Annotated in this window: 26 protein-coding genes, 1 tRNA gene and 1 riboswitch; of the genes, 18 read left to right on the top strand and 9 right to left on the bottom strand. The window is 75.0% G+C overall.

Annotated elements, in window-relative coordinates:
• Positions 1 to 56 precede the first annotated feature (56 nt).
• Complete coding sequence (locus O2W53_RS02445) at positions 57 to 971, bottom strand: A/G-specific adenine glycosylase (protein ID WP_269161453.1); 915 nt, start codon at positions 969 to 971, stop codon at positions 57 to 59.
• Positions 972 to 1,155: 184 nt separating this feature from the next.
• Here O2W53_RS02445 and O2W53_RS02450 point away from each other — a divergent pair, with 184 nt between their 5' ends.
• Positions 1,156 to 1,866 (top strand): MucR family transcriptional regulator, encoded by a 711-nt coding sequence (locus O2W53_RS02450; protein WP_269161454.1) that lies wholly within the window; start codon positions 1,156 to 1,158, stop codon positions 1,864 to 1,866.
• Between the two features lie 28 nt (positions 1,867 to 1,894).
• Here the strand turns inward: O2W53_RS02450 and disA are convergent, their stop codons facing one another.
• The 3 genes from disA to O2W53_RS02465 all read right to left on the bottom strand — a co-directional run bounded on the left by disA (position 1,895) and on the right by O2W53_RS02465 (position 5,149).
• Positions 1,895 to 2,977 (bottom strand): DNA integrity scanning diadenylate cyclase DisA, encoded by a 1,083-nt coding sequence (gene disA, locus O2W53_RS02455; RefSeq protein ID WP_036334601.1) that lies wholly within the window; start codon positions 2,975 to 2,977, stop codon positions 1,895 to 1,897.
• A 112-nt stretch (positions 2,978 to 3,089) separates the two neighbouring features.
• Positions 3,090 to 4,457 (bottom strand): DNA repair protein RadA, encoded by a 1,368-nt coding sequence (gene radA, locus O2W53_RS02460; protein ID WP_269161455.1) that lies wholly within the window; start codon positions 4,455 to 4,457, stop codon positions 3,090 to 3,092.
• 47 nt (positions 4,458 to 4,504) lie between these two features.
• Positions 4,505 to 5,149 carry a copper chaperone PCu(A)C gene (locus tag O2W53_RS02465; RefSeq protein ID WP_269161456.1) on the bottom strand — a complete coding sequence of 215 codons (645 nt, stop codon included), beginning with the start codon at positions 5,147 to 5,149 and terminating at the stop codon, positions 4,505 to 4,507.
• Positions 5,150 to 5,251: 102 nt separating this feature from the next.
• On the opposite strand from O2W53_RS02465, the gene O2W53_RS02470 reads away from it, so the two are divergent.
• On the top strand, positions 5,252 to 6,817 hold the full coding sequence (locus O2W53_RS02470) for a cryptochrome/photolyase family protein (protein WP_269161457.1): 1,566 nt from the start codon (positions 5,252 to 5,254) through the stop codon (positions 6,815 to 6,817).
• Between the two features lie 40 nt (positions 6,818 to 6,857).
• Here the strand turns inward: O2W53_RS02470 and O2W53_RS02475 are convergent, their stop codons facing one another.
• Positions 6,858 to 7,718, bottom strand: a complete 861-nt coding sequence (locus O2W53_RS02475; RefSeq protein WP_269161458.1) for a UbiA family prenyltransferase — start codon at positions 7,716 to 7,718, stop codon at positions 6,858 to 6,860.
• A gap of 130 nt (positions 7,719 to 7,848) precedes the next feature.
• Between O2W53_RS02475 and O2W53_RS02480 the strand changes: the two genes are divergently transcribed.
• The 6 genes from O2W53_RS02480 to O2W53_RS02505 are packed head-to-tail and all read left to right on the top strand — an operon-like array spanning position 7,849 to position 12,313.
• A complete protein-coding gene (locus O2W53_RS02480; protein ID WP_036334607.1) occupies positions 7,849 to 8,331 on the top strand; it encodes a CarD family transcriptional regulator in 483 nt (160 codons plus the stop codon).
• Between the two features lie 38 nt (positions 8,332 to 8,369).
• On the top strand, positions 8,370 to 9,035 hold the full coding sequence (gene ispD, locus O2W53_RS02485; protein WP_269161459.1) for a 2-C-methyl-D-erythritol 4-phosphate cytidylyltransferase: 666 nt from the start codon (positions 8,370 to 8,372) through the stop codon (positions 9,033 to 9,035).
• Positions 9,032 to 9,541, top strand: a complete 510-nt coding sequence (gene ispF / locus O2W53_RS02490; protein WP_269161460.1) for a 2-C-methyl-D-erythritol 2,4-cyclodiphosphate synthase — start codon at positions 9,032 to 9,034, stop codon at positions 9,539 to 9,541. Before ispD ends, ispF begins: the two co-directional genes overlap by 4 nt.
• On the top strand, positions 9,538 to 10,938 hold the full coding sequence (gene cysS / locus O2W53_RS02495; protein ID WP_269161461.1) for a cysteine--tRNA ligase: 1,401 nt from the start codon (positions 9,538 to 9,540) through the stop codon (positions 10,936 to 10,938). Before ispF ends, cysS begins: the two co-directional genes overlap by 4 nt.
• Positions 10,938 to 11,900 carry a 23S rRNA (guanosine(2251)-2'-O)-methyltransferase RlmB gene (gene rlmB, locus O2W53_RS02500; protein WP_269161462.1) on the top strand — a complete coding sequence of 321 codons (963 nt, stop codon included), beginning with the start codon at positions 10,938 to 10,940 and terminating at the stop codon, positions 11,898 to 11,900. The genes cysS and rlmB overlap by 1 nt, the downstream gene beginning before the upstream one ends.
• Positions 11,897 to 12,313 carry a cupin domain-containing protein gene (locus O2W53_RS02505; RefSeq protein ID WP_269161463.1) on the top strand — a complete coding sequence of 139 codons (417 nt, stop codon included), beginning with the start codon at positions 11,897 to 11,899 and terminating at the stop codon, positions 12,311 to 12,313. Before rlmB ends, O2W53_RS02505 begins: the two co-directional genes overlap by 4 nt.
• A 9-nt stretch (positions 12,314 to 12,322) precedes the next feature.
• Here the strand turns inward: O2W53_RS02505 and O2W53_RS02510 are convergent, their stop codons facing one another.
• Together O2W53_RS02510 and O2W53_RS02515 are read right to left on the bottom strand one after the other, a co-directional pair.
• Positions 12,323 to 13,603 carry a DUF445 domain-containing protein gene (locus O2W53_RS02510; protein ID WP_269161464.1) on the bottom strand — a complete coding sequence of 427 codons (1,281 nt, stop codon included), beginning with the start codon at positions 13,601 to 13,603 and terminating at the stop codon, positions 12,323 to 12,325.
• Positions 13,604 to 13,733: 130 nt separating this feature from the next.
• Entirely contained in the window at positions 13,734 to 15,233 is a 1,500-nt protein-coding gene (locus O2W53_RS02515) for a S1C family serine protease (RefSeq protein WP_269161465.1), read from the bottom strand.
• Between the two features lie 219 nt (positions 15,234 to 15,452).
• Between O2W53_RS02515 and O2W53_RS02520 the strand changes: the two genes are divergently transcribed.
• From O2W53_RS02520 to O2W53_RS02530, 3 genes are all read left to right on the top strand, one after another.
• Positions 15,453 to 16,100, top strand: coding sequence for a hypothetical protein (locus tag O2W53_RS02520; RefSeq protein WP_269161466.1), 648 nt, complete (start codon positions 15,453 to 15,455; stop codon positions 16,098 to 16,100).
• A 79-nt stretch (positions 16,101 to 16,179) separates the two neighbouring features.
• Positions 16,180 to 16,254 (top strand) — tRNA-Thr (locus O2W53_RS02525).
• 82 nt (positions 16,255 to 16,336) lie between these two features.
• Entirely contained in the window at positions 16,337 to 16,546 is a 210-nt protein-coding gene (locus O2W53_RS02530) for a dodecin (protein ID WP_036334618.1), read from the top strand.
• A gap of 91 nt (positions 16,547 to 16,637) precedes the next feature.
• Here the strand turns inward: O2W53_RS02530 and O2W53_RS02535 are convergent, their stop codons facing one another.
• Positions 16,638 to 17,036, bottom strand: coding sequence for a DUF5313 family protein (locus O2W53_RS02535; RefSeq protein WP_052090981.1), 399 nt, complete (start codon positions 17,034 to 17,036; stop codon positions 16,638 to 16,640).
• 97 nt (positions 17,037 to 17,133) lie between these two features.
• Between O2W53_RS02535 and rarD the strand changes: the two genes are divergently transcribed.
• The 5 genes from rarD to O2W53_RS02560 all read left to right on the top strand — a co-directional run bounded on the left by rarD (position 17,134) and on the right by O2W53_RS02560 (position 23,905).
• The gene (gene rarD / locus O2W53_RS02540) at positions 17,134 to 18,045 is read left to right on the top strand and encodes an EamA family transporter RarD (protein WP_269161467.1); all 912 of its coding nucleotides are present in this window, start codon (positions 17,134 to 17,136) and stop codon (positions 18,043 to 18,045) included.
• Between the two features lie 133 nt (positions 18,046 to 18,178).
• Entirely contained in the window at positions 18,179 to 18,580 is a 402-nt protein-coding gene (locus O2W53_RS02545) for a DUF3263 domain-containing protein (protein WP_269161468.1), read from the top strand.
• Positions 18,581 to 18,762: 182 nt separating this feature from the next.
• Positions 18,763 to 20,103: a LytR C-terminal domain-containing protein gene (locus O2W53_RS02550; protein ID WP_269161469.1), complete on the top strand. Its 1,341-nt coding sequence runs from the start codon at positions 18,763 to 18,765 to the stop codon at positions 20,101 to 20,103.
• A 59-nt stretch (positions 20,104 to 20,162) separates the two neighbouring features.
• Positions 20,163 to 23,012 (top strand): alpha/beta fold hydrolase, encoded by a 2,850-nt coding sequence (locus O2W53_RS02555; protein WP_269161470.1) that lies wholly within the window; start codon positions 20,163 to 20,165, stop codon positions 23,010 to 23,012.
• Positions 23,009 to 23,905, top strand: a complete 897-nt coding sequence (locus tag O2W53_RS02560) for an ABC transporter permease (RefSeq protein ID WP_269161471.1) — start codon at positions 23,009 to 23,011, stop codon at positions 23,903 to 23,905. Before O2W53_RS02555 ends, O2W53_RS02560 begins: the two co-directional genes overlap by 4 nt.
• 13 nt (positions 23,906 to 23,918) lie before the next feature.
• On the opposite strand, the gene O2W53_RS02565 is transcribed toward O2W53_RS02560, so the two are convergent.
• Positions 23,919 to 24,743 carry an HAD family hydrolase gene (locus O2W53_RS02565; protein ID WP_269161472.1) on the bottom strand — a complete coding sequence of 275 codons (825 nt, stop codon included), beginning with the start codon at positions 24,741 to 24,743 and terminating at the stop codon, positions 23,919 to 23,921.
• Positions 24,744 to 24,802: 59 nt separating this feature from the next.
• Positions 24,803 to 24,931, top strand: a riboswitch (SAM riboswitch).
• 12 nt (positions 24,932 to 24,943) lie between these two features.
• On the opposite strand from O2W53_RS02565, the gene thrC reads away from it, so the two are divergent.
• Both thrC and O2W53_RS02575 read left to right on the top strand, forming a co-directional pair.
• A complete protein-coding gene (gene thrC, locus O2W53_RS02570; protein WP_269161473.1) occupies positions 24,944 to 26,245 on the top strand; it encodes a threonine synthase in 1,302 nt (433 codons plus the stop codon).
• A 205-nt stretch (positions 26,246 to 26,450) separates the two neighbouring features.
• Positions 26,451 to 26,651: a cold-shock protein gene (locus O2W53_RS02575; RefSeq protein ID WP_036334654.1), complete on the top strand. Its 201-nt coding sequence runs from the start codon at positions 26,451 to 26,453 to the stop codon at positions 26,649 to 26,651.
• The last annotated feature ends 108 nt before the right edge of the window (positions 26,652 to 26,759 follow it).

Consider the following 26,759-nt stretch of genomic DNA (forward strand, 5'->3'; position numbering starts at 1 on the left):
TCGTCGTCTGTCCGGTCCGGGCGACCCCGCTGACGGTCGGCTCTCCGGGGGACGCCTCAGCCGGGGAGGGAGAAGCGGCCGTCCGGCGTCTGCTCGACCAGCCCGTCCACCAGCAGGGAGTCCAGGCAGCGCGAGCGCTGGACGGCGTCGTCCCACGCCGGCGTCAGTGCATCGGCCTCGACCGGCTCCGGTGCGGCCCGCAGCACGTCGAGCAGCCGACCTCGCACCTGACGGTCGGTGCCGGTGAACGCCTGCACCCGCCGCGGGGGGCCGTCGTACGCCGGCGAACCGGCCAGCCGCCACGCGCACCGGTCGGACACGGGGCAGGCGCCACAGCGGGGGGCGCCGGCGACGCAGACCAGCGCACCGAGCTCCATGACGGCCACGGAGAACCGCACCGCGCGGGCGTCGTCGGCCGGCGCCAGCGCGGCGATGTCGGTCAGGTCCGTCGCCCGGGCGGGCGCCGCCTGGGCGCGTCCGTGCACCAGCCGCGCGACGACCCGTCGGACGTTGGTGTCGACCACCGGCTGGCGGCTGCCGTGGCCGAAGCAGGCGACCGCCCGGGCGGTGTACGTGCCGATGCCCGGCAGCGCCTCGAGCTCGGCGACGTCGGCGGGCACCGCGCCACCGTGGCGTTCGGTGATGGCGACGGCGGCCTCCCGCAGGCGCAGGGCCCGCCGCGGGTAGCCGAGCTTGCCCCAGGCCCGGATCACGTCGGCCGGGCTGGCTGCCGCCAGGTCCGCGGCAGCGGGCCAGCGGGCCAGCCACTCGCGCCAGACCGGCTCCACTCGGCGCACGGGCGTCTGCTGGAGCATGACCTCGCTGACCAGCACCGCCCACGGGTCGGCGCCGGGGGCGCGCCACGGCAGGTCCCGGGCGGCGCCGGCGTACCAGTCCACCAGGACCTCGCCGACGGGCTCTCCGGCGGGGGCGGGCTCGTGGCGTGCGGCGCCGGGCGAGGTGGTGCTCACGGGGACCCAGTCTGCCTGGGCCTCCGCAGACCCTGCCGTCGGCGTGGCAGACGAACCGGGCCAGCACACTCCGTGACCACCCGCCGGGTGGGTCGGGACCCAGGACTGCGCCGGGGCGACGGGCCCCCTCCGGTCAGGGCGTGGCGCGCTGCCGGCGACCGGCCCGCCGGTTAGCGTCGCCGACGTGCTGCACCCGGTCGGCCCGTTGCCCGATGTCGTCTACTGGCGACGGCGCCTGCTGGTCCTCGGCTGTGCGGTGGGCGTACTCGGTGGCGGGGGCTGGCTGGGGGTCGCGGTGGCCACCGGGTCGCCGGACGAGGACACCGTGGTCACCGCTGCGGGCGATGAGTCGGTGCCCGCGCCGGCCCTGGAGCAGGTCGTGCCGTCGCTGGCGGCGGTGCAGCTCCCGACGGCCGAGCCTGCCGAGGAACCGCAGGACGCGGAGCGGCAGGACGAGGAGCCGGGGGGCGAGGAGCCGCCGGCCGAGGCGCTGCCCGTGGACGGCGGGCCCTGCAGCAACGACATGATCGGCGTCGAGGTGCGGCCCACCCCGGCCAGCAGCCCGGTCGGCAGCAAGCCGACGTTCGACCTGGTGGTCACCAACGTCTCGCCGGTCTCCTGCGTCCGTGCGCTGGACAAGGGGCTGCAGGAGATCGTCATGGTCGACGCGTCGGGCACCCGGGTGTGGGGGAGCAACGACTGCTTCCCGGAGGCGACGACGGACCCGCGGACGCTGCAGCCGGGGGAGTCCGTGGTGTTCCCGGTGTTGTGGGGTGGGCTGAGCAGCACGCCGGGGTGCACCGCGGAGCGCGTGCAGCCCGCACCGGGGGACTACCGGCTGCGCGGCCGGTTGGACACGGCGACCAGCCCCGACGCCACCTTCACCCTGACCTGAGGAAGGCCCCTGCCCTCGGGGTCCTTCGTCAGCTGTAGCGGTCGAGGATGGAGGTCTCGGCGAGCCGGGACAGCCCCTCGCGGATGCCGCGCGCTCGCGCTTCGCCGACGCCCTCCACGGCCAGGAGGTCCTCGATGGTGGCGGCGAGCAGCTTCTGCAGCCCGCCGAAGTGCGCGACCAGCCGGTCGATGATGCCCGCCGGCAGCCGGGGGACCCGGGCCAGCAGCCGGTAGCCGCGCGGGCTGACCGGGGAGTCCAGGGCGTCGGGGGAGGTCGGCAGGCCGTAGCAGCGGGCGACGGCGGAGAGGTCGAGCAGCTCGGTGGCTGTCAGGGCGCGCAGGTCGGCGAGCACCTCCTCGCCGGTGCGGTTCCGGCGGACGCTGGGGAGGTAGTCGCGGACCAGCAGGCCGCGGTCCTCCTCGACGCCGGCGAGCATCTCGTCCAGCTGCAGGGCGAGCAGCCGGCCGTCGGTGCCCAGCTCCACGACGAAGCCCTCGATCTCGTCGGCGATCCGCCGCACCATCTCCAGGCGCTGGCTGACGCTCATCGCGTCACGGACCGTGACGAGGTCCTCGATCTCCAGCGCGGACAGCGTGCTCGCGACCTCGTCCAGCCGGAGCTTGTAGCGCTCGAGGGCGGCGAGGGCCTGGTTGGCGCGCGCCAGGATGGTCGTGGGGTGCTCGAGGGTGTACCGCCGGCCGGCCACGTACACCGAGATGATGTGCATCGACTGGCTCACGGAGATGACCGGGAACCCGGTCTGCAGTGCCACGCGCTCGGCTGTGCGGTGCCGCGTGCCGGACTCCTCGGTGGGGATCGTCGGGTCGGGCATCAGGTGGACACCGGCCCGGACGATCCGGGTGCCGTCGTAGGAGACGATCACCGCGCCGTCCATCTTGGCCAGCTCCCGGAGCCGGGTGGCCGACAGTGCGACGTCCAGGGCGAAGCCGCCGGTGCAGAGGGACTCGACGACGCGGTCGTAGCCCAGGACGATCAGTGCTCCGGTACGACCGGCCAGGATCCGCTCCAGACCGTCCCGGAGGGCGGTACCGGGGGCGATGCGGCCGAGCAGTTCCCGCAACGCGGCCTCGGGGTCCACAGCGGGGGACACGAACGCTCCTGACGGTCGGGCGGTACGGCGGCTGATCCTACGGGGCGGAGGGGCGAGCTCGGTCACCACGGGTCCCCCGTCAGGGCTTTCGCCCGGTGGCGGTCGCGCTGTGTCACCACAGCCGGGTGAAGGCCGCTCCCAGGTCGGGCACCTCGATCAGCCGCATCCCCTGGGGCGCGGGGCCGGAGTCCACCGGCACCAGCGCGGCGGTGTACCCCTGTCGCGCTGCCTCGGCCAGCCGCCGGCCGGTGCCCCCCACCCGCCGGATCTCCCCGGACAGCCCGACCTCGCCGATCGCGACCAGGCCGGCGGGCAGCGGGCGGTCCTTGGCGGCCGAGGCGATCGCCAGGGCCAGCGCCAGGTCGGCAGCCGGCTCGGCGATCCGGACGCCGCCGACGGAGGCGGCGAAGACGTCGGCGTCGGCCAGCCGGACCCCGCCGCGGCGCTCGACCACGGCGTTGATCATGGCGATCCGCTGGGAGTCCAGCCCGCTGACCGCGCGGCGTGGCGAACCGCCACCGCCGGCGGTCGCCACCAGGGCCTGCACCTCGGCGAGCAACGGCCGGCTGCCCTCCATCGTCACCGTCACGCAGCTGCCGGGCACCGGTGCGGACCGCCGGGAGACGAACAGGTGCGACGGGTCGGGGACGCCGACGACACCACCGTCGCCGATCTCGAAGCAGCCGATCTCGTCGGCCGGGCCGAACCGGTTCTTGGTGGCTCGCACCAGGCGCAGCGTCGAGTGGCGCTCGCCGTCGAAGGAGACCACCACGTCGACCAGGTGCTCGAGTGCCCGCGGCCCGGCGATCGCGCCGTCCTTGGTGACGTGGCCGACCAGGATGGTGGTCATGTTGCGGGCCCTGGCCACCGCGCTGAGGGCGCTGGCCACCGCGCGCACCTGGGTGGCCCCACCGTCGGTGCCGTCGACGGCGGGGGACCGGACGGTCTGCACGCTGTCGAGCACGAGCAGGGTGGGGCTCACGTCCTCCACGTGGGCGAGCACCGCGGACAGCTCGGTCTCCGCAGCCAGGTAGAGCTGGTCGTGCAGGGCGCCGATCCGCTCGGCCCGGAGCCGGACCTGCGCCGCGGACTCCTCGCCGGAGACGACCAGCGTCGGGCCGTTGGCCGCGGCCACCCGGTGGGCGACCTCCAGCAGCAGCGTGGACTTGCCGACGCCGGGCTCGCCGGCCACCAGCAGCACCGCGCCGGGCACCAGGCCGCCACCGAGGACACGGTCGAACTCGGTGATCCCGGTGGGCACGGCCCGGGCACCGGCGAGCTCCACCTGGCCGATCGGGCGCGCCTTGGCGCTGACCGGGCCGGCGGAGACGGCGCGCAGCGGGGAGCCGACGGTGCCGACCTCCTGCACGCTGCCCCAGGCCTGGCACTCCGGGCAGCGACCGACCCACTTCGCCGAGGCGTAGCCGCACTCGGAACAGCGATGGGCGGGACGGGAGGACTTCACACCGGATGCTGGCACGCCGTCATGGTGACGGCGGGGTACGACAGTCCCGAGAGGGGCGTGGGTCAGCCCTCTTCGTCGGCCGACTCCTGCTCGCGGGCCTCCTGGCCGGAGCTCTCCTCGACGGAGCCCTCCTCGCCGGCGACCTCTTCCTCGCCGTGGAAGTCGAACTCCTCGCCGCGCGGGAGGTCGCGGGTGGGCACCCCGACGGGGACCGGGACGGTGATCTCGCCGGACTCCTCGAAGGTGAAGGTCACGTCGATGGACTGGCCCGGCCCGATGGCCTCGGTGAGGCCCACGAGCGCGACCGTGGGCCCGTCGCCGCTGCTCAGGTACAGGATGCCGTTCGGCGGGATGGTCAGGTCCAGGTCGGCGGAGCCGCTGGTCTCGGCGGCCGGTTCGGCAGCGTCCGGGTCGATCACCTCGACGCTGTCGAAGGCCTCGCTCTCGATCGACACGAGGGTGTCGTCCTCGCGGCCCGTGCTGGCGATCGCACCGACCAGTCGGGCGTCGCTCCCGCTGCTGTACTGCCCGCCGGTCGGGTAGGGCAGCGACAGTGCCCGCAACGTCACGTCCTCCAGTTCGGCCTGGTTGCCGACGTTCGGCTCCTGGGTCGAGGTCTGCGTGACCTGACCGGCGCTGCAGGCGGTGAGCGCGATCGGGGTGAGCAGCAGGGCGCCCATCACGGCAGCGCGCGGTGCGCGGTTCACAGCGTCGACCTCCAGAGACGTGTCGGCCACCGAGGACGCCGGTGGCACGAGTCGCGCTGAGCGTAACCGGCACCCCAGGATGTCCGCTGGGAGGTGAGGGACATGGCGACAGGTGGCGGGGGCGACCTCCCGGGGTCCGGTGACCCCGCGCTCGCCGACTTCCCAGCTCAGGCCCCGGACACCCGCCGCTGGTGCTTCGCCGACCAGCTCGGGCCGCACTTCCTCGACGCGCCGGACCAACCCGTGCTGCTCGTCGAGTCGCGGGGCGTCTTCCGCCGCCGCCGCTTCCACCGGCAGAAGGCGCACCTGCTGCTGTCGGCCCTCCGGCACCGTGCGGCCGAGCTCGGCGACCAGGCGATCTCCCTGCAGACCGACAGCTACGCCGAGGCGCTGGACCGGGTCCGGGAGCCCCTGTCGGTGTGCGCGCCGACCACCTGGCCGGCGCGCGACTTCGTGCTCCGCCGTCCCGGCGTCACGGTGCTGGAGGCCCGGGGCTTCGTGACCCGACAGGCCGACTTCCGCCGCTGGGCGGAGGGCCGTTCCCGGCAGCGCCTGCTGATGGACGACTTCTACCGGGTGGCCCGGCGGGTGCACGACGTCCTGATGGACGGGGCGGAGCCGGCCGGTGGCACCTGGAACCTCGACCACGAGAACCGGGAGCCGGCGCCGGCCGACGGGCGGGTGGACGTCCCGCCGCCGTGGCTGCCCGTCGAGGACGAGATCGACGAGCAGGTGCGCGCCGACCTGGACCGCTGGGCGGCCGACGGCGACGTCGCCTTCGTCGGGGACGACGGGCCGCGGCTGTTCCCGGTCACGCACGCCGAGACGGAGGAGCGGCTCGCCGACTTCCTCACCCACCGGCTGCGCGCGTTCGGCCCGCACGAGGACGCGATGCTGGCCGGTGACCCGTGGCTGGCGCACTCGATGCTCTCCGCGTCGCTGAACCTCGGGCTCGTCGACCCGGCGGACGTCGTCGCCCGGGCCGAGCAGGCGTACCGCGACTCGGTGGCCGCCGGCGACCCGTTGCCGCTGAACTCGGTCGAGGGGTTCGTCCGGCAGGTGATGGGCTGGCGGGACTGGATCTGGCACCTCTACTGGCAGCTCGGGCGCGACTACCGGCACGGCAACGCGCTGGCCGCCCACGAGGAGGTGCCGCCCTGGCTGGGTGACCTGGAGGCCGAGGCCGTGGGGGCCAACTGCCTGTCCTCCGTGGTCCGGGACGTGCGCGAGCGCGGCTGGGTGCACCACATCCCGCGGCTGATGGTGCTGGGCAACTACGCGCTGCAGCGTGGGATCGAGCCGCTGGCGATGACCGACTGGTTCCACCGGGTCTTCGTCGACGGCTACGACTGGGTGATGGTCGCCAACGTCGTCGGGATGAGCCAGCACGCCGACGGCGGCGTGCTGGCGACCAAGCCCTACGCCGCGGGCGGTGCGTACATCAACCGGATGAGTGACTACTGCGGCGGCTGCCGGTACGACCCGAAGAAGCGGCTCGGTGAGGACGCCTGCCCGTTCACCGCCGGGTACTGGGCGTTCCTGGAGCGGAACCGGGAGCGGCTGGCCGAGAACCGGCGGATGCGTCAGCCGTTGTCCGGTCTGGGGCGGCTCAAGGACCTGGACGCCGTCGTGGAGCAGGAGCGGGACCGGGGCACCGACCCGCGCTGACCGCGGCCCTCCTGCGGGGCGGGGGAAGGAGGGGCCTCCCTCAGGTGATCGCCGCCCCACCGGCCAGCAGCAGGGCGACGTCGAGCACGGTCAGCAGCAGCACCGCCGGGAAGGCGAGCCGGCGCGCGCGGGGACTGCCGGCGAGGGCGGCGACGACCACGGCCGGCGCGGCGAGGGCGCAGGCCAGCCAGCCGAGCGTGCCCGGCGGGCCGGGTGGCCCCAGCACCAGCAGCAGGGTGGCGCCACCGAGCAGCACGGCGCCGGCGATCGCGGAGGGCGCCGCCCCGACCCGGTGCGGCAGGCCGCGGACGCCGGTGGCCAGGTCGTCGTCGACGTCGGGCGCCACGTTGGCGACGTGCGCCGCGCCGCCGAGCGCCGCCCCGGCCGCGATCAGCCACCACGGTGCTCCGGGGCTGCCCGGCGCCGCGGCGACCACGCCGGCGGGCAGCGCGCCGAAGCCGGTCAGGTAGGGGAGCGGGGACAGTGCGGTGCGTTTGAGGCCGGCGTCGTAGGCCAGCCCGCTGGCGACCAGCACCAGGAGGAGGAGGCCGGGCACGACGCCCAGCGCCAGGGACGTGACGACGGCGACGGCGACGGCGACGGCCGTGGCCCGGCGCAGCAGCGTCGGGGTCACCAGCCCCTGGACGACGGGCTTGTCGGTCCGGCCGACGGCGAGGTCCCGGTCGGCGTCCAGCCAGTCGTTGCACCAGCCGATGGCGGCCTGCCCGGCCAGCACGGCGACCCCGACCAGCACGGTCCGGCCGGCGGGGACGCCGGCGGCGACGGCGAGCAGGACGGCGACCGTGGTGACCGCCAGCGTCGGTTCGACGTGGGTCGCGCGGGCCATCGCCGCGGCGATCGCGAACCGGCCGGGGCGGCGCACGGCACCCTCCGACTGCACACCGACCACCTCCCTGTCAACCCCGTGTCGACCTCGATCACGCCGCTGACCAGCACTTTTGTAGCACTCTGCCGAGCCGGACCGCATCCTCTCGTGCTAACCTGGTGTGAGCGAAAGGGGTCACATACACATGGGCTTCACTGTTGGCGAGACCGTTGTCTACCCGCACCACGGCGCGGCGCTCATCGAGGCGATCGAGCAGCGCACCATCAAGGGCGTCGAGAAGTCGTACCTCGTGCTGAAGGTCGCTCAGGGCGACCTGACCGTCCGCGTGCCGGCCGACAACGCGGAGATCGTCGGTGTCCGGGACGTCGTGGGCCAGGAGGGCCTGAACAAGGTCTTCGAGGTGTTGCGGGCGCCGCACACCGAGGAGCCGACCAACTGGTCGCGGCGCTACAAGGCCAACCTCGAGAAGCTGGCCTCCGGTGACGTGAACAAGGTCGCCGAGGTCGTGCGTGACCTCTGGCGTCGTGACAAGGACCGTGGCCTGTCCGCCGGGGAGAAGCGCATGCTCTCCAAGGCCCGGCAGATCCTGGTCAGCGAGCTCGCGCTCGCCGAGGGCACCAACGAGGACAAGGCCGAGGTCCTCCTCGACGAGGTCCTGGCTTCCTGATCACCCAGCTACACCCCAGAGACACCCAGACCACTCCCGTGCACGCTGTCGGCATCGTCGCAGCGGCCGGGAGTGGTCTGCGTCTGGGGGCAGAGCTGCCCAAGGCCCTGGTGCCCCTCGCGGGCCGGCCGCTGGTCTGCTGGGCGGTCGAGTCGTTGCGTGCCGGCGGGGTCGGGCAGGTGGTGGTCGCCGTCCCGGCGCCGCAGCAGGCGGCCTTCACCGCCGTCCTCCCCGACGACGTGCACGTCGTCGTCGGCGGGGACACCCGCACGGCGTCGGTCCGGGCCGCCCTCGGCGCCGCCCGTGAGCACGCCGACACGGTGCTGGTCCACGACGCGGCGCGGCCGCTGACCCCGCCCGACGTCGTCGCCCGGGTGCTGGCCGCCCTGGCCGGGGGCGCCCGCGCCGTCGTCCCGGTGCTGCCCGTCGTGGACACGACCGTGGTCGTGGACGACGACGGCGTGGTGACTGCCGACGTGCCCCGCGCCCCGCTGCGCCGGGTGCAGACCCCGCAGGGCTTCGACCGGGCCACCCTGGTGGCCGCCTACGCCCACGCGCACGGCACCGCGGCCGAGTTCACCGACGACGCCTCGGTGGTCCGGGCCGCCGGGATCCCGGTGCACACCGTGGCCGGCGACGAGCGCGCCGCCAAGATCACCGTCGCGCACGACCTTGCGCTGGCCGAGTTGCAGGTGACCCGGTGACCTCTCCGCTGCCGCGGGTGGGCATCGGTAGCGACGTCCACCCGATCGAGGCCGGCCGCCCCTGCTGGCTGGCCGGGCTGGAGTGGCCCGGTGTCGACGGCTGCGCGGGGCACTCCGACGGCGACGTCGTGGCCCACGCGGTCACCGACGCCCTGCTGTCCGCCGCCGGCCTGGGCGACATCGGCGGGCTGCTCGGCACCGCCGACCCGCGCTGGGCCGGGGCCCGCGGGGCCGTGGTGCTCGGGCATGTCCGGGAGACGCTGGCGGCCGCCGGCTGGACGATCGGGAACGTCGCCGTGCAGCTGATCGGGAACAGCCCGAAGTTGGGGCCGCGGCGGGCCGAGGCCGAGGGTGTGCTGACCGCAGTGCTCGGCGCACCGGTCAGCGTCACCGCGACGACGACCGATGGGCTGGGGCTCACCGGCCGCGGCGAGGGCCGGGCCGCGGTGGCCACGGCGCTCGTGGTCCGGAGCACTGCCTGGTCGCCCGTAGAATCCATCCGGTGAGCCTCCGCCTGCACGACACGGCCGCGCGTGCCGTGCGTGACTTCACGCCCCTGCGTGCAGGACGGGTCTCCATGTACGTCTGTGGGCTGACCGTGCAGGGGCCGCCGCACATCGGCCACGTCCGGTTCGCGATCGCCTTCGACGTGCTGCGCCGCTGGCTGCTGCACCAGGGCAACGAGGTCACCTACGTCCGCAACGTCACCGACGTCGACGACAAGATCCTCACCAAGGCCGCGGCGGCCGGCGTCCCGTGGTGGGCCTGGGCGTACGAGAACGAGCGCGCCGCCACCCGCGCGTACGACGTGCTGGGCACGCTGCCGCCCACCTACGAGCCGCGGGCCACCGGGCACGTGCCGGAGATGGTCGAGCTGATCGAGCGGCTCATCGCCGGTGGGCACGCCTACGACGTCGACGGCGACGTCTACTTCGACGTCCGCTCCTTCCCCGGCTACGGCGAGCTGACCGGCCAGAAGCTGGGCGACCTGCAGCCGGCCGCGGACACCGAGACCGACGAGCGCAAGCGCGACCCCCGCGACTTCGCGCTGTGGAAGTCGGCCAAGGACGGCGACCCCGCCACGGCCTCCTGGCCCACCCCCTGGGGCCGCGGGCGCCCGGGCTGGCACCTGGAGTGCTCGGCGATGGCCGAGAAGTACCTCGGCGCGGAGTTCGACGTCCACGGTGGCGGGCTGGACCTGCGCTTCCCGCACCACGAGAACGAGCGGGCCCAGTCGCAGGCCGCCGGTGACGGCTTCGCCCGCTACTGGCTGCACAACGGCTGGGTCACCATGGGCGGCGAGAAGATGAGCAAGTCGCTGGGCAACACCGCGCTGGTCGACGAGGTCGTCCAGCGCGTGCGCCCGGTGGAGCTCCGCTACTACCTCGTGGCCCCGCACTACCGCAGCACGATCGAGTTCACCGAGCCGGCGCTGGAGGAGGCGGGGGTCGCCTACCGGCGGCTGGAGTCCTTCGTCCGGCGCGCGGCCGAGGTGGTGGGCGCCGACGCCGGCAAGCCGGTGCTGCCCACCGAGTTCACCGCCGCCCTGGACGACGACCTGAGCACCCCCGCCGCCGTCGCGGTGGTCCACGAGGTCGTCACCCAGGGCAACAGCGCGCTCGCCGCCGACGACCACGAGGCGCTCGCCGCCGCGCTGGGCGCGGTCCGGGAGATGCTCGGCGTGCTCGGCCTCGACCCGCTCGACCCGCAGTGGGCCGACGCCGGCGGCGACCGCCGCCTGGCCGAGGCCACCGACGGCCTGGTCGCGCTCGCGCTGGAGCAGCGCACCGCGGCCCGGGCCCGCAAGGACTACGCGTCAGCTGACGCGATCCGGAACCAGCTCGGCGCCCTGGGCGTGCAGGTCGAGGACACCCCCCAGGGCACACGATGGGAGCTGACCTGATGGCCGGCAACAGTCAACGGCGCGGCCGCTCGGCCGGCGCCGGCAAGAAGACCGCGACGACCGGCACCGGCGGCAAGAACCGCCGGTCGCTGGCCGGGCGGGGCGCCACCCCGAAGGCCACGGACCGGCCGCACCACCCTGCGTACAAGGCGGCGAAGGCCGCTGCGGCCCGCCAGGACAACCGGCAGCGGGTGCAGCGGCGCAACGCCGAGGCACCCGAGCTGCTGCTGGGCCGCAACCCGGTGCTGGAGGCGCTGCGGGCCAGCATCCCGGCGACGGCGCTCTACGTCGTCACCGGTGACACGAGCCGCGGCGGGACCGACGAGCGGATCGCCGAGTCGGTGCAGCTGGCCGCCGACCGCGGGCTGCCGCTGCTCGAGGTGGGCAAGGCCGAGTTCGACCGGATGAGCGACCACGCACTGCACCAGGGCATCGGCCTGATGGTGCCGCCGTACGACTATGCGCACCCGGACGACCTGCTCGACATCGCCCGCGACTCCGGCCGCCCGCCGCTGGTCGTGGCGCTGGACGGCGTCACCGACCCGCGCAACCTGGGCGCGGTCATCCGCTCGGCCGCGGCCTTCGACGCCCACGGTCTCGTCGTGCCCGAGCGCCGTGCGGTGGGCATGACCGGCTCGGCCTGGCGCACCAGCGCCGGCGCGGCAGCCCGGCTGCGGGTGGCCCGAGCCGTCAACCTGGGCCGCAGCCTGGCCTCCTACCAGGAGGCGGGCCTGCAGACCGTCGGCCTGGCTGCCGACGGTGACATGGGCATCCACGAGTACGACGGCTTCGCCGACCCGATCGCTCTGGTCGTCGGGGCCGAGGGCACCGGGCTGTCCCGGCTGGTCCGGGAGCGCTGCGACGTCGTCCTGTCCATCCCGATCACCAAGGACACCGAGTCGCTGAACGTCAGCGTCGCGGCCGGGATCGCGCTCTACGCCGCGGCCTCCGCCCGCCGGTGACCGGACCGGCCGGACCTGCTGCGCAGGGCCGGCCGGGGACGGCGGTGCGGCTCGGGCTCGAGCCGCACCCGGAGGGCGGCTGGTACCGGCGCACCTGGACGTCCCCTGCCGTCGCCGGCGACCGGCCGGCGGCGACGGCGATCGTCTTCCTGCTGACCGAGGGGGAGCACTCCGCCTGGCACCGGGTCGACGCCGACGAGCTCTGGCTGTGGCACGGGCCGGGCGAGCTCGCGCTGCAGCTCGCCGACACCCCGGACGTCGACGTCGCGGCGGCGGTGACCCTGGGGCCGGAGCTGGTCCAGGTGCTGGTGCCTGCCGGGCGGTGGCAGCGCACCCTGCCGGCGAGCACCGAGGTGCTGGTCAGCTGCGTGGTCTCCCCGGGCTTCCGGTGGAGTGGCTTCCAGCTGGGCTGAGCGGCCGGCTCAGCCCAGCAGCTGGGCGACGGTGTAGATGACCAGGCCGGCCAGGCCGCCCACGACGGTGCCGTTCACCCGGATCCACTGCAGGTCACGGCCGACCTGGAGCTCGATCCGCCGGCTGGTCTCCTCGGTGTCCCAACGGGCCACGGTGGTGCCCACCAGGTCGGCGACGTCGCCGGAGAACCGCTCGACGGCGTACCCGGCGGCCCGCTGGGACTGCCGCTGCACCAGTTCGCGCACCGTCGGGTCGGTCTGCAGCAGCTGCGCGCCGGAGCGGATCAGCCCGACCACCCGCGCCCGCAGCTCGGAGTCCGGGTCGGCGGCGGCGGTGACGACGGCGTTCTTCGCCGTGCTCCACAGCGAGCCCGACCAGGTGCGCACCGCCGGGTGGTCCAGCAGCTCCTCCTTGAACCGCTCGACCCGGGCCGCAGCCTCCGGATCGGTGCGCAGCGTGTGCACGTAGGCCCGCAGCCGCTTGTCGTAGCTGCGGCGCAGCTCGTGCCGGGAGTCCGCGCCCACCTCGGCGAGGAAGCCCTGGAGCAGGTCGAACACCCGGTCGAACACCCGGTCGTCGACCCAGTCGGGCACCCAGGCGGGGGAGGCGTCGCCGAGCCGGGTGCGGAAGACCAGCCGGTTGTCGGCCAGGAAGTTCGCCAGTCCGGTGAGCCCCGCGGAGAGCACCTCCTGGTGCCGGTCGCCGTCGACGACGAGCTCGATGCCGCGGGCCACGGCCGGTGCGGCGGGGGTCTCCCGGAGCTTGCGGTCGACGAAGGCGGCGACGGCGGGCTGCAGCTCGTCGTCCTTCAGCAGGTCGGTCAGCCCGCCGAGGGCGGCGCCGGCGTCGCCGGCCAGCCGCTCGGCCCGACCGGGGGCGGCCAGGAACTCGCCCAGCCGGCCGGGGACGTCGACGGTGGCCAGCCGCTCGTCGACGACCGCCCGGGTCAGGAAGTTCTCCCGGACGAAGGTGCCCAGGCTGGTGCCGATCTGGTCCTTCTTGCGCGGGATGATCGCGGTGTGCGGGATCGGCAGCCGCAGCGGGTGCCGGAACAGTGCGGTGACGGCGAACCAGTCGGCCAGGGCGCCGACCATGGACGCCTCCGCGGTGGCCCGGACGTACCCGACCCAGCTGCCCGCCTCCTCGCCCAGCAGCACGCAGCCGAGGAAGACCAGGGCGGCGAGCCCGAACAGCCCGGTGGCCAGCCGTTTCATCTTGGCCAGGTCGCGGGCGCGCTGGGGGTCGTCGAGCGACTCGGCCAGCGGGGTGGTCAGCTGGGGTCCGGGCACCCGGCCGAGCCTAGGCGTCGGCACACATCACCCCACGCCGGACGTGCGACGGCCCCGGGGCCGCGGGGCGGCACCGGGGTCGTCGGTCACAGGAGGTGGCTCCTCTGCGTGGGGGCAGAGGGGCCCTTCCTCAGTCCGAGGTCTCGTCGAGGGTGACCTCGACCTCGCTGCTGTCCCCGCCGCGGCGCACGGTCAGCGTGACGTCGTCGCCGGGCTGGGCACTACGGATCGCGGCGGTCAGCTCGGTGGAGGTCGTGATCGGCCGGTCGCCGACCGCGGTGATCACGTCACCGGCCCGCAGACCGGCGTCGGCGGCGGCGGAGCCGTCGGAGACCGTGGCCACCTGGGCGCCCTGCCCCACGGCGGAGCCGGCGTCGGCCGCGGTGCGGGCGCTGACCCCGAGCAGGGCGTGCGTCGCCGAACCGGTGTCGATGATCTGCTCGGCGATCCGCTGCGCGGTGTTCGACGGGATGGCGAACCCGACGCCGATGTTCCCGCTGGTCGCCTCCTGGCCCGGCAGGCCGGTGCTGGCGACCGACGCGATCGCGGTGTTGATGCCGATGACCTCGCCGTCGGCGTTCACCAGCGCACCGCCGGAGTTGCCCGGGTTGATGGCCGCGTCGGTCTGCAGGGCGTCGATCACCGTGTTCTCGTCCTGGGTCGACCCGGCCTGCACGGCCCGGTTGGTGGCGCTGATGATCCCGTCGGTGACCGTGTTGGTCAGGCCGAGGGGCGCACCGATGGCGACCGCGAGGTCGCCGACCTGGACGGCCTCGGAGTCGGCGAAGACCGCCGCGGTGAGCCCGGCGGCGTCGGAGAGCTTGACCACGGCGAGGTCGTTGCTGGGGTCCGTGCCGACGACGGTGGCGTCGTAGACCGTCCCGTCGGAGGTGCGCACCTGCACGGTCACGTCGTCGGTGCTGCTGTCCAGGCTCACCACGTGGTTGTTGGTGAGCACGTAGCCGTCCTCGGACAGGACGACGCCGGAGCCCGATCCCGCGCCCGCGGCGGCGCTCACGTACAGGGTGACCACGCTGGGGGCCGCCGCGGCCGCAGCGGCCGTCGTGCTCGTGGCCTTCTCGGCGTCCTTGATGACGACGGGCTGCGCGCTCGTCCCGCTGGCGCTGACCACGGCGTCCACGTCGCTCAGCGCGACCACGCCGGCGCCGGCGCCACCGCCGATCAGCGCACCGGCGACCAGACCGGCGACGCCCAGCCGCCAGCGCCCGGTCCGCCGCGCCGGCTCGTACGACGCAGCCGGGAACGGCTGCGGGCCGTAGACCGGCTGCGGGAGAGCCTGGGTCTGGAAGGTCTGGGTCTGGAAGGCGGGGGGTGCGGCACCGGCCGGTGCGCTCGCCCCCAGGGTGCGCTGGTACCCGGCGGTGCCGTAGCCGGCCGGCGGCCACGGCTGGTGCGCCGTGGCGGGGCCGGCCGCGAACGGTGCGGTGGCCGACGGCTGCTCGGTGGCACCGGCGGTCGGGAACTGCTCGGTCGGTGCGCTCACGGGCTGCCCGGAGCCGGGGGTCTGGTGGGCGGACGCCGGGCGGCTCTGCTGTGGCGCCCAGCCGGAACCGGCACTGCGGTCGGTGCCGATGCCCGTCTCGTCGGCCGGACGGTTCTGCTCACTCACGGAAGTCCCTCCTCACGGCAGGACCTCCCCGCCGCGAAGACACCACTGTGCTCCCTCGGACTGGCCCGAGGCTGGTGGTGAGCTGTGAATCAGCTGGACGTCGCTCGCCAGGGGGACGGCGGCCGGGGCTGCGCCGCACCGTCGGCAGGGGTGATCAAGGACGGTGCGGGGAACGGGACCGCCGACACCCCTCACCTGCTCGCTGCCCGGAGGTCACCCGTGCCCCTCCCCGTCCTGCTCACCCGCGCCGCCCTGGGCCTGTTCGTGCTGGTCGGCGGCGCGCTGGCGGCGGTCGGCGGTGTGTCGCTCGGGCTGCCCGGTCTGGTCGCCGTGGCGCTGGCCGCGGGCGTCGCCGCCTGCCTCGGTGCGGGCATCGCCCGGGACGCGGCGGTCCGGGACCCGCGGCAGGCGGCCGTCGACGCCGCCTGGCGCAGTGCCGTCGTCACCGTGGCCGTGCTGCTCGTGCTCAGCGGCTGCGCCGTGCTGGCCGGCGGCGCGATGACGGTGTTGCTGGCGGCCACCGGGGTGCTGGTGCTGCTGGTCCGGTGGGCGGTGCGGCGGGTGCGGGAGGACCGGCGGGCCGCCCCGGCCGTCGTGCTGCCGCTGGCCGCCGACGACGGGTGGGTGCGGGCGCTGTCGGTGCCGGCGCTGGGCCGGGAGTGGGTGCGCACCTCGGCGGCGCTGGCCGAGACCCGCGAGCCGGTGGCCCGGCAGGAGCTGGTGCGCCGCCGGCAGGAGGCGCTGGACGAGCTGGAGCGCCGCGACCCCGAGGGGTTCGCCCGGTGGCTCACCACCGGGGCGACCGTCGACAGCGACCCGGCGGAGTACGTCTCCGGGGACCCCGCGGCAGGCTACGACGCCGCCTGAACGACCGACCGGGTGGAACGGTCACCGCTGGCCCCGACCCGCCCCCGGTAGCCTGCTCTGCGGCGCCCGTCAGCGCGTCGCCCCATTAGCTCAGTGGTAGAGCACCCGCCTTGTAAGCGGAAGGTCGTCCGTTCAATCCGGACATGGGGCTCCATCCGCTCGCGGGCCGCGCCCGGGCGTGTCAGGGTCGAGGCCGAGCGCTGCCGTCCGGGCAGTCGGCGTCGAGGAGTCCCGTCGTGAGCGACCACGTGTACCGGCTGAGCGAGATCGTCGGCAGCTCCACCACCAGCGTCGACGACGCCATCCGCACGGCGGTGCGCAAGGCCTCGGAGACGGTCCGCCACATCGAGTGGTTCCAGACCCAGGAGATCCGCGGCCAGGTCGTCGACGGCGACGTCGCCTACTTCCAGGTGACGATGAAGATCGGGTTCCGCGTCGAGGACTAGCGGCTCAGGTCAGGGCGACGTCCTCGCCCTGCACCGCGCGACCCGGCCCCGTCCCCGAGCTCGCGAGGGGTGAGGAGGACGGGGTCCTTCGTCAGTCGTAGCTGCCCGCGCCGCCGGAGCGGTACCGGGCCTGGCGCTCGATCCGCTCCCGCTCGGCCCGTTCGGCGCGGCGCGCGGCCGTCGTCCCCGGCGGCCAGCCGGCCTTGACCGCGCGGTGCTCGGTCGTCTCGGTCATGTAGGCCACCGAGAACAGCAGCCCGATGACCACCCCGCCCAGGGTCGCGGTGAGCCGGATGTCGAAGGGCACGGGCGGGACCAGCAGGCACAGCAGGAGGACCGGGGCGAGCTGCACCAGGGCGCGGGCCAGGTGCCGCCACACCCAGCTGCGCCGGGTCGTGTCGTCGAGGACCCAGTCCGACAGCGAGGGCGGCAGCCCGCCGCCGTAGGCGTACCAGAGCCACTGGGCCGGGTTGGGGCGTCCCGCGTGCACGTCGCCCACGGTAGGCCTGCGGCGGACGGAGGAGGGCGGTGGTCCGGGTGGGTCCCACCGCTGCGGAGGCGGTGGTGGGCGGGCGTACGGTGCGCCGGTGGACGAACGGCGTGTGGGGGTGGGGGCCGGCCTCGGCGCCTACGCCCTGTGGGGGGTCTTCCCGCTCTACTTCCCCCTGCTCGAGCCGGCCGGCGGGCTGGAGATCGTCGCGCACCGGGTGGTCTGGTCGCTGCTGTTCGTGGGGCTCCTGCTCACCGTCCGGCGGGGCTGGAGCCAGGTGCGCTCCGTCGTCACCGACCGGCGGGCGCTGCTGGTGCTGGCGGTCGCCGCCGTGCTGATCGCGGTGAACTGGCTGGTCTACGTCTACGCGGTCAACTCCGGGCACGTGGTCGAGGCGTCGCTGGGGTACTTCATCAACCCACTGGTCAGCGTCCTGTTCGGGGTGGTGTTCTTCCGGGAGCGGCTGCGCCGGCTGCAGTGGCTCGCCGTCGCCATCGCCGTGGTGGCGGTCCTCGTGCTGACCGTCGACTACGGCCACCCGCCGTGGATCTCCCTCGCCCTGGCCGTGAGCTTCGGCCTCTACGGCCTGATGAAGAAGCTGGTCCGGGTCGATGCCGCGCCCGGCCTGTTCGTGGAGACGGCGGTCGTGTTCCTCCCCGCGCTGGCCGTCATCGGCGTGCTGGGCGCCCAGGGCGAGGCCGCCTTCGGGACGGCGGGCGTGGGGAACGGGCTGCTGCTGGCCAGCTCGGGCCTGGCCACCGCCGTCCCGCTGCTGCTGTTCGCCGCCGCCACCCGCCGGGTGCCGCTGTCGACGGTCGGCCTGCTGCAGTACGTCACGCCGCTGATCCAGCTGGCCATCGGCGTCTTCGTCTACCACGAGCCGATGCCGCCGGCCCGGCTCGTGGGCTTCGCCGTCGTCTGGCTCGCGCTGGCCGTCTTCACCGCCGACATGCTGCGCAACGCGCACAGCAACCGGCGGGCCGCCGCGCCCCTGCCGGCCGGCGTCTGACCGCTCTCCACGGGATGCCGACGCGCCCGGGTCGCAGCCGCTCCGGAGCGGCTGCCACGCGGCTACCGTCGACGGGGTCCGGAACCCGGGGCCAGGTGCGCCTGGCCGACGCCCTTCCCTCGGAGGCACGACCATGAGCGACGACCCCGTGCAGCCCGTCGGGCCGACGGCGGACGAGCGCACGGCGGTGGTCGGGACCGAGCCCGGGACGGCGCAGGCGACCGCAGCGGACGGGGCTGCTGTGACGGACGGGACGCCTGGGGACGACACGGTTGCGGGTCTGCCCGCTCGGGAACGGGAGATCCTGGCCTTCGAACGTCAGTGGTGGCGCTTCCCGGGCGCCAAGGAAGCCGCCATCCGGGAGCGCTTCGGAATGACGTCCACCCGCTACTACCAGGTGCTCAACGCCCTGATCGACCGTCCGGAGGCCCTCGTCGTCGACCCGCTGCTGGTGCGTCGGCTGCGCCGGATGCGCGCCGGGCGGCAGCGTCAGCGCTCCGGCAGGGTCCTGGGCACGGACCTCCGTCGCGACTAGCCTGTCTCACTGTGGGGAGGCATGTGGCGCCGTTCGGTGAGGGAAGTCCGTCCGAGGCGACCCCGAGCCCGGGGCGTCGACGCACCGACCCGCCCGTCGAGTCCGCGCGTCCGTCCGAGGCGGCTCCCCGCTCGGTGACCCCACGCGCGCCCCAGCGGCCCGCGCCCGACAGCGACGCGGCGATGACGCTGCCCCGGCAGAGCCGGGCCGAGCGCCGGCGCGAGGGCCTGCTGCCGGCGGGCGAGGACCCGTTGCTCCGCCGGCCGGCCGGCCGGCCCAGCGCGCCGCCCCCCGTCGGTGGCCGGCGACGCACGGACCAGGCCCCTCCGGCCACCGCCGGGGAGCGCCCTGCGGTCGCCGGCCCCCGGACCCCCGCACCGCGGCCGATGCCGCCGGTCTCCGGCCCGTTGACCGCCGCCACGCCGGCCGCGCCCGTCCCGCTCAGCTCCTCGCCGGGCGCGCCCGCCTTGGAGCCCCGCACCGCGCCGCCGGCCGCCCGCCCCGCGCCTCCGCCGTCGGGTGGCCGGCGTGCGGAGCCCACCGGCTCGACCGTGGCCCCGATGACGACGGGCATGCCGAGCTGGGCGGCCGAGCCCAGCGCACCACTGCCGGACCTCACCCAGCGCGTCTCCGGCTCGGTGCCGGCCGAGTCGGCCTGGGGCGCCTCCGTGGCCACCCCGGCAGCGCCCGTGGCTCCGCTGCGTGAGCCCCTGCTGCCCGCGCGGGGGAGCAGCGCCGCCGGGCGGGCACCCACGCCCACCCCGGCCGTGCCCCGGCGCGCCGACGTCCGCACCCCTCGAGCGGAGCCCGAGACGGGCCCGGGGCCGGCGTCCGTCCCGTCGCGGCGGGCCGTCGACGTCCCCGTGGGTGGTCGGGCCGCGGCCCGGCTGGAGCGGCAGGCGGCCGAGGCGGCGCGGAAGAAGGACGGCCGGCGCAGTGCTCCGCCGGCCGGTCCGGAGGCCGCGCCAGCCCGGTCCGGTCCCGGCCGGGTGGAGGTGCACCCCGACGAGGTCCCGCGGGGACCGCGCCGGGGCGTGCAGGGCCTGCTCGCCGTCGTCGTCCTCGCGCTCGTCGTGCTGGGCGTCTGGTCGTTCACCGGACCCGGTACCGCGGAGACCTCCGCACAGACCCCGCTGCCCACCGCCAGCGAGCCGGCGCCCGCCGTCGCCCCGGTGCAGGAGAGCGCGCCGCCGGCGGAGGTGGCGGCCGAGACGCCGGTGGGGCCGGTGTTCGCACCGGTCACGGTGCTGAACAGCACCACCATCACCGGGCTGGCGGCCGACGTGGGCGAGCAGTTCAGCGCGAACGGCTGGGAGGTGATCGGCACCGCGGGCTCACCGGTCAGCGACGTGGCGACCACCACCGTGTACTACAGCGAGGGCGACACGGTGCAGCAGCAGGCCGCGGCCCAGCTGGTCGAGCAGTTCCCCGACGTCAGCGGCCCCGTCGCGCGCTACTTCGAGGTGCCCGGCGTGGCCGAGCCCGGCCTCGTCGTGGTCGCCACCGGCAACTGGCGGCCCTGACCCGCCGGTCCCTGGCCGGCTCGCGGAACCAGGAGACGGCGCCGTCCGTTGCCGCCCACGTGCGCACCGCTCCCGGGCCGGCGCGGATCGGCTCGCGCCTCGGCGCCCAGCCGGTGCTCGCCGCCCTGATCGTCCTCCTGCTCGCCCTGCTCGCCCTGCCCGTCCTCACCGTCGTCCTCGCCGGCACCGACCAGCCTGCCCGGGCCGCCGAGGCCGTGACCACCGAGGAGGCGCGCGTCCCCTCCGGTGCGGGCGCCGACGCCGTGGAGCTGGACACCACGCTGTACCTGCCCGACACCGCCGGCCCCGCGCCGGCCGTGCTCCTGGCCCACGGCTTCGGCGGCAGCAAGCAGTCGGTCGCGGCCGACGCGCGCGTGCTGGCCCGCCGCGGGTTCGTGGTGCTCACCTGGTCCGCGCGGGGCTTCGGCGCCAGCAGCGGGCAGATCGGCCTCAACGACCCGCGCTACGAGGTGGCCGACGTCAGCACCCTGATCGACCTGCTCGCGACGCGGGACGACGTCGTCCTCGACGGCCCCGGTGACCCGCGGGTGGGCGTCGCCGGCGCCTCTTACGGTGGCGCGGTCTCCCTGCTGGCGGCCGCCTACGACCCGCGCATCGACGCGATCGCGCCGCAGATCACCTGGAACTCGCTGACCACGGCGTTCTTCCCCGACCAGGCCGCCGTCGCCGCCGCCGGCACCCCCGCCGCCGTGCCGCGCACCGACGACGCCGGGGTGTTCAAGCGGACCTGGGCCGGGTTGTTCTTCGGCAGCGGATCGCTGCCCACCGGTGACGGCCGCCCCGGGGCCGGCGGCGACGGTGCCGCGTCCCTGGCCGACGACCTCGACCCGGCCGCCGTGCAGGCGCTGACCTGCGGGCGCTTCCGGGCCGACATCTGCGCGGCCTACGAGACGGCCGCCTCGACCGGCGAGCTCACCCCCGAGGTCGCCGCCGTCCTGGAGCGGAGCAGCCCGGCGGGCGTGCTCGACCGGATCACCGCGCCCACGCTGCTCCTGCAGGGCACCCAGGACTCGCTGTTCGGGCTGGGCGAGGCCGACGCCAACGCCCGGGGGATCACCGCCAACGGCACCGACGTGCGGATGGTCTGGTTCGCCGGCGGCCACGACGCCTCGCCCTCCAGCCGGGTCACCGCGGAGCTGCGGGACGAGGTCGCCGACTGGTTCGAGGTCCACCTCACCGGCGCCGACGGCGACACCGGCGGTTTCCGCTACCCGGCCCCCACCGGCCTCGGCAGCGGGGTCGGGCGGGTCCAGGGCGGCTCGCAGACGGTCTCCGTCGACGAGTACCCGGGCCTGGCCGACGGCGAGCCCGTCGAGAGCCGGGCGGTCGAGCTGGCCGGCCCCACCCAGCCGGTGGTCACGCCGGCCGGCGGCAGCCCGGCCGCGCTCACCACCATCCCCGGCCTCGGCTCTGTCGGCGCCGCGCTCGCCGGGACCACGCTGGAGATCCCGGGGCAGTTCGCCGCCTTCGCGAGCCCGGAGCTCACCGAGGCTCTCGAGGTGGTCGGGGCGCCGACCACCACCCTCGCCGTGTCGGCGCCGGACGGGACGGCGACGATGTTCGCCAAGCTCTACGACGTCGCGCCCGACGGCACGACGACCCTGCCCAGCGGACTGGTCGCGCCCTTGGAGCTCACCGGGATCTCCACGGACCCGGCCGCCCCGACCGAGGTGCCGGTGACGCTGCCGGCGATCGTCCACCGGTTCGAGGCCGGCCACACCATGCGCGTGGTCGTCTCCTCCACCGACCAGGCGTACGCGCTGCCCGCGTCCTCGGAGGTGTCGACGGTCGGGCTGGCCGAGGGGGCGGCCTTGGCCGCGCCGGTGGTGCCCGGCGAGGTGCAGGCCACCGCCGGCTCGGCCCGCTGGTGGGTGCTCCTCGCCGTCCTCGCCGTCCTCGGGCTGCTGGGCTGGCTGGCCGCCGTCCTGCTCGGCCGCCGCCGGCGCCGGCGGGTGTCGGTCTCCGCACCCGACGGGGAGGACGTGCCGCTGCGCTTCGAAGGGGTGACCAAGGCCTACGGGGACGGGTTCGTCGCCGTCCGCGACCTCTCCTTCGAGGTGCGCCGCGGCCAGGTGCTCGGCCTGCTCGGCCCCAACGGGGCGGGGAAGACGACGTCGCTGCGGATGCTCATGGGCCTGATCCGCCCGACCGAGGGCCGGATCGAGGTGTTCGGCCACGCCGCCGGGCCGGGCGCACCCGTGCTCTCCCGGCTGGGGTCGTTCGTGGAGGGCACCGGCCTGCAGCCGCACCTGAGCGGGCGGGACAACCTCACCCTCTACTGGGCCGCCACCGGCCGTCCGCCGGCCGACGCGCACATGGAGGAGGCGATCGAGATCGCCGGGCTGGGCACGGCCCTGGACAAGCGGGTGCGCAGCTACAGCCAGGGCATGCGGCAGCGGGTGGCGATCGCCCAGGCGATGCTCGGCCTCCCCGACCTGCTGGTGCTCGACGAGCCCACCAACGGGCTGGACCCGCCGCAGATCCACGCGATGCGCGACGTGCTCCGGTCCTACGCGGAGACCGGTCGCACCGTGATCATCTCCAGCCACCTGCTGTCGGAGATCGAGCAGACCTGCAGCCACGTCGTGGTCATGGCCAAGGGACAGAAGATCGTCCAGGGCACGGTCGAGGAGATCGTCGGCACCGGGGGAGCGGTGCTGGTCGGGCTCGCCGACCCGGCCGACACCGACCGGGCGGTCGCCGTCCTGGCCGGGCTGCCCGGGGTCGGCGAGGTGGAGCGGAGCTCGGAGGGCCTGGTCGTCGACCTCGGCCCGACGACCCGCGCGACCGCGCTGACCGCGCTGGTCGAGGCCGGCATCGGGGTCGACCAGCTCACCCCGCGCCGCCGGCTGGAGGACGCGTTCCTGTCACTGGTGGGGGAGTCATGAGCACGGACACGACCAGGGTCGGGGCCACCGCGCCCGCCCCTCAGGCCACGGGGGCGGCGGCCGGGTACCGGCCGGAGCGGACGCTGCGGCTGGGCGTCGAGCTGCGCCGTCAGTTCAAGCGCCGCCGCACTCTCGGCGTCTTCGCGCTGATGGCCGCGCTGCCGCTGATCCTCATCGGGGCCCTGCAGCTGGGCGGCACCGAGGAAGCGGAGGAGAACAGCCGGATCAACCTGGTGGACGTCGCCTCGGCGAGCGGGCTGAACCTCACCCTGTTCACCCTCTTCGCCACCACCGGCTTCTTCCTGGTCGTCGTCTTCGCGCTGTTCTTCGGCGACACCGTGGCCAGCGAGGCCTCCTGGGGATCGCTCCGCTACGCCCTCGCCACACCCGTGCCGCGGGCCCGGCTGCTGCGGCAGAAGTGGCTGGCCGCCCTCGTCCTGTCGGTCGGCGCGATGGTGCTGCTCGTGGTGGTCGCGGTGGTCGCCGGCGGGATCGCCTTCGGCTTCGGCGACGTGCAGACCCCGATCGGGGTCGCGCTGGACCAGGGGACGGCGCTGCTCCGGCTGGCCGGGATGGTCGGGTACCTCGCCGTGCACCTGCTCGTGGTGGGCACGCTGGCGTTCTGGCTCTCCACGGTCACCGACGCGCCGCTGGCCGCGGTCGGCGGGGCGGTGTTCAGCACGGTCGTGTTCGCCGTGCTGGAGCAGGTCGAGCAGCTGGGCGGGATCCGCGACTGGTTCCCGACCGCGTTCAACTACGCCTGGACCGACCTGCTGCAGACCCCGGTCGACTCCGGCGACCTGTTCCGCGGCGTGGTCCAGGGGCTGGTCTACTCGGCCGTCTTCACCGCGCTGGCCTTCCGGCACTTCGCCCGCAAGGACGTCACCTCCTGAGCGACGCGGCGCGCTAGCCGAGAGAGGCCAGCACCGCCTGGGCCCAGCCCTCGCCCATCGGGGCGTCGGTGACGACGGCGTTGGGGACGGCGTCGAGCCGGGCCGCCATGCCGTCCACGGCCGCCCCGTTCGCGGTCACCCACAGTCGGCCGACGGCCGGGGCCATCTCCAGGTCGCTCACGCTGTCGCCGACGGCCACGGCATCGGAGGCGGTCAGGCCGCGGCGCGCGAGGTCCCAGGTGATCGCGGCGCCCTTGGAGATCCCGCGCGGCATCAGGTGGTAGACGTGCGGCGGCAGGGCCTCGGCGTCCAGCGTCATCCGGGCGGTGGCCGGGACCGCACCGTTGTCGTTCAGCGTCAGCCAGCCCCACCCGCGCTCGGCCAGCCAGACGTCGACCGCCGCAGCGTCCACCCGGCCGCGCAGCAGGGCGTCGGCGGAGTGGGTCGCGTGCCAGGGCTCGTGCCACTCCAGCCGGCCGCGGTGCGCGGCGACCAGCGCGTCGACGATGCCGAGCTCGGCGAGCACGTCCATCGGCGTCCGGCCGGCGAACTGCTCGGGCAGGTCGCCGGTGAGCAGGTGGGTCTCCCGGCCGCCGTGCCAGCTGACCAGCGAGCCCAGCTCGGCGATCGCGCCGTCGACGGCGAAGATCCGCCCGGCCTCCAGCAGCTGGGCGTGGGTGCGGCCGCTGACCAGCACCAACGCGACACCGGCCCGGTGCAGTTCGAGCAGCGCAGCGGCGGGGGAGGCGGTCAGCTCGCGGTCGGCGGTGTGCCAGAAGGAGCCGCGCGGCCCCACCATGGTGCCGTCCAGGTCGGTGTAGACGATGCGGGTGGCCACCGGCCCATCCTGGCGGTGCGTCGCGGGCGGGCGGCCCCCGGGTAGAGTGACGTGCGTTCCACTCATCCAGAGGGGCAGAGGGACACGGCCCGTTGAAGCCCCGGCAACCGCGGTCTGCGCGTATGCGCAGCGTGAGGTGCCAATTCCGTCCCGCGCGGCTCGACGGCCCGGCGCGGGGAAGATGAGGAGGTAGTCGTCGAATGACCCTGACCGCTCCCGGTTCCGCCCAGGCAGACTCCACCGCCGGTGGACAGATCACCCCCAACCCGGCCCGTGGCCTGGTCTGTCGCAACTGCGGCGCCACCTTCGGGCTCATCGCCGAGCACGCCTGCGCGGAGTGCTTCGGCCCGCTCGAGGTCGACTACGACCCCGAGCTCATGCGCGCGGTGACCCGCGAGGAGATCGAGGCCGGGCCGCAGAACATCTGGCGGTACGTCGCCCTGCTCCCGGTGGGGCACGACCCGGCCTCCCGGGTCAGCCTCGACCCGGGCATGACCCCGCTGGTGCGCGCCGACCGACTGGCCGCCGAGCTCGGTCTCACCGGTGGGCTCTGGGTGAAGGACGACTCGGCCAACCCGACCCACTCCTTCAAGGACCGGGTGGTGAGCCTGGCCGCCACCGCGGCCAAGAGCTTCGGCTACACGAAGATCGCCTGCGCCTCCACCGGCAACCTGGCCAACTCCGTCGCCGCGCACGCCGCGCGGATGGGGCTGCCCTCCTTCGTGTTCGTCCCCAGCGACCTCGAGCCCGGCAAGATCACCCAGTCGGCGGTGTACGGCCAGGCCCTGGTGGCCGTCGAGGGGTCCTACGACGACGTCAACCGGCTGACCAGCGAGCTCGCCGAGACCGACGAGTTCGAGGACACCGCCTTCGTCAACCAGAACGTCCGGCCGTACTACGCCGAGGGTTCCAAGACGATGGGCTACGAGATCGCCGAGCAGCTGGGCTGGCGGATCCCGGCCCAGGTGGTCATCCCGATGGCGTCCGGCTCGCTGCTCACCAAGGTCGACAAGGCCTGGCGGGAGCTGGTCGCGGCCGGCATCGTCGCCGACACCGAGTGGAAGGTCTTCGGCGCCCAGTCCGCCGGCTGCGACCCGATCGCCACCGCGTTCGACAACGGCTGGGACGTCGTCAAGCCGGTCAAGCCCACCGGCATCGCCAAGTCGCTGAACATCGGCAACCCGGCGGACGGCCCGTACGCGCTGGACGCCATCCGGCGCACCGGCGGCTCGGTCGGCCGGGTCGGGGACGACGAGATCGTGCAGGGCATCCGGGACCTGGCCCGCACGACCGGTGTGTTCGCCGAGACCGCCGGCGGGGTGACCACCGCGGTGCTGCGGCAGCTGGTGGAGAAGGGGCTGATCGACCCCACGCAGGAGGTCGTCGTCCTCAACACCGGCGAGGGGCTGAAGACCCTCGACCCCCTGCTGCCGGTGGTCGGCCCCTCGCACCACGTGCAGCCGTCGCTGAAGTCGCTGCGCGAGGCCGGCCTCATCGCCTGAGGGAGGGCCCCTGCCGGGGCACGGGACGCCGCCGCGGCAGCACCCGGACGGGTGTATGGCGTGGTCAGGACCGTGACCTGGGACACCCCCTGCTGTACCGTTCCGCGCGGTTCGAGTTCCACGTTCGTGTTCGGCGGGCGGAAGAGCGAGACCCGGCCCCTCGAGTCTCAAGGGGTCGTCCGCCGCACTGAACGTGGGAGCACACGTGGCACAGGGCACTGTGAAGTGGTTCAACGCCGAGAAGGGCTTCGGCTTCATCGCCGTCGACGGCGGCCAGGACGTCTTCGTCCACTACTCGGCCATCCAGATGGACGGGTACAAGAGCCTCGAAGAGGGCCAGCGGGTCAGCTTCGAGGTCGTCCAGGGCGACAAGGGCCCGCAGGCGGACGCCGTCCAGAGCGCCTGAACCGGTCAGCACCACGAGGCCCGGTCCCCGGTCGGGGGCCGGGCCTCGCTGCGTCCTGGGCCGGGGGGCGCCGACCCCCTTCTTGCACTCGCCTGGGTCGAGTGCCAG

The sequence above is a fragment of the Modestobacter sp. VKM Ac-2978 genome, assembly GCF_026968025.1.
Taxonomy (GTDB): domain Bacteria; phylum Actinomycetota; class Actinomycetes; order Mycobacteriales; family Geodermatophilaceae; genus Modestobacter.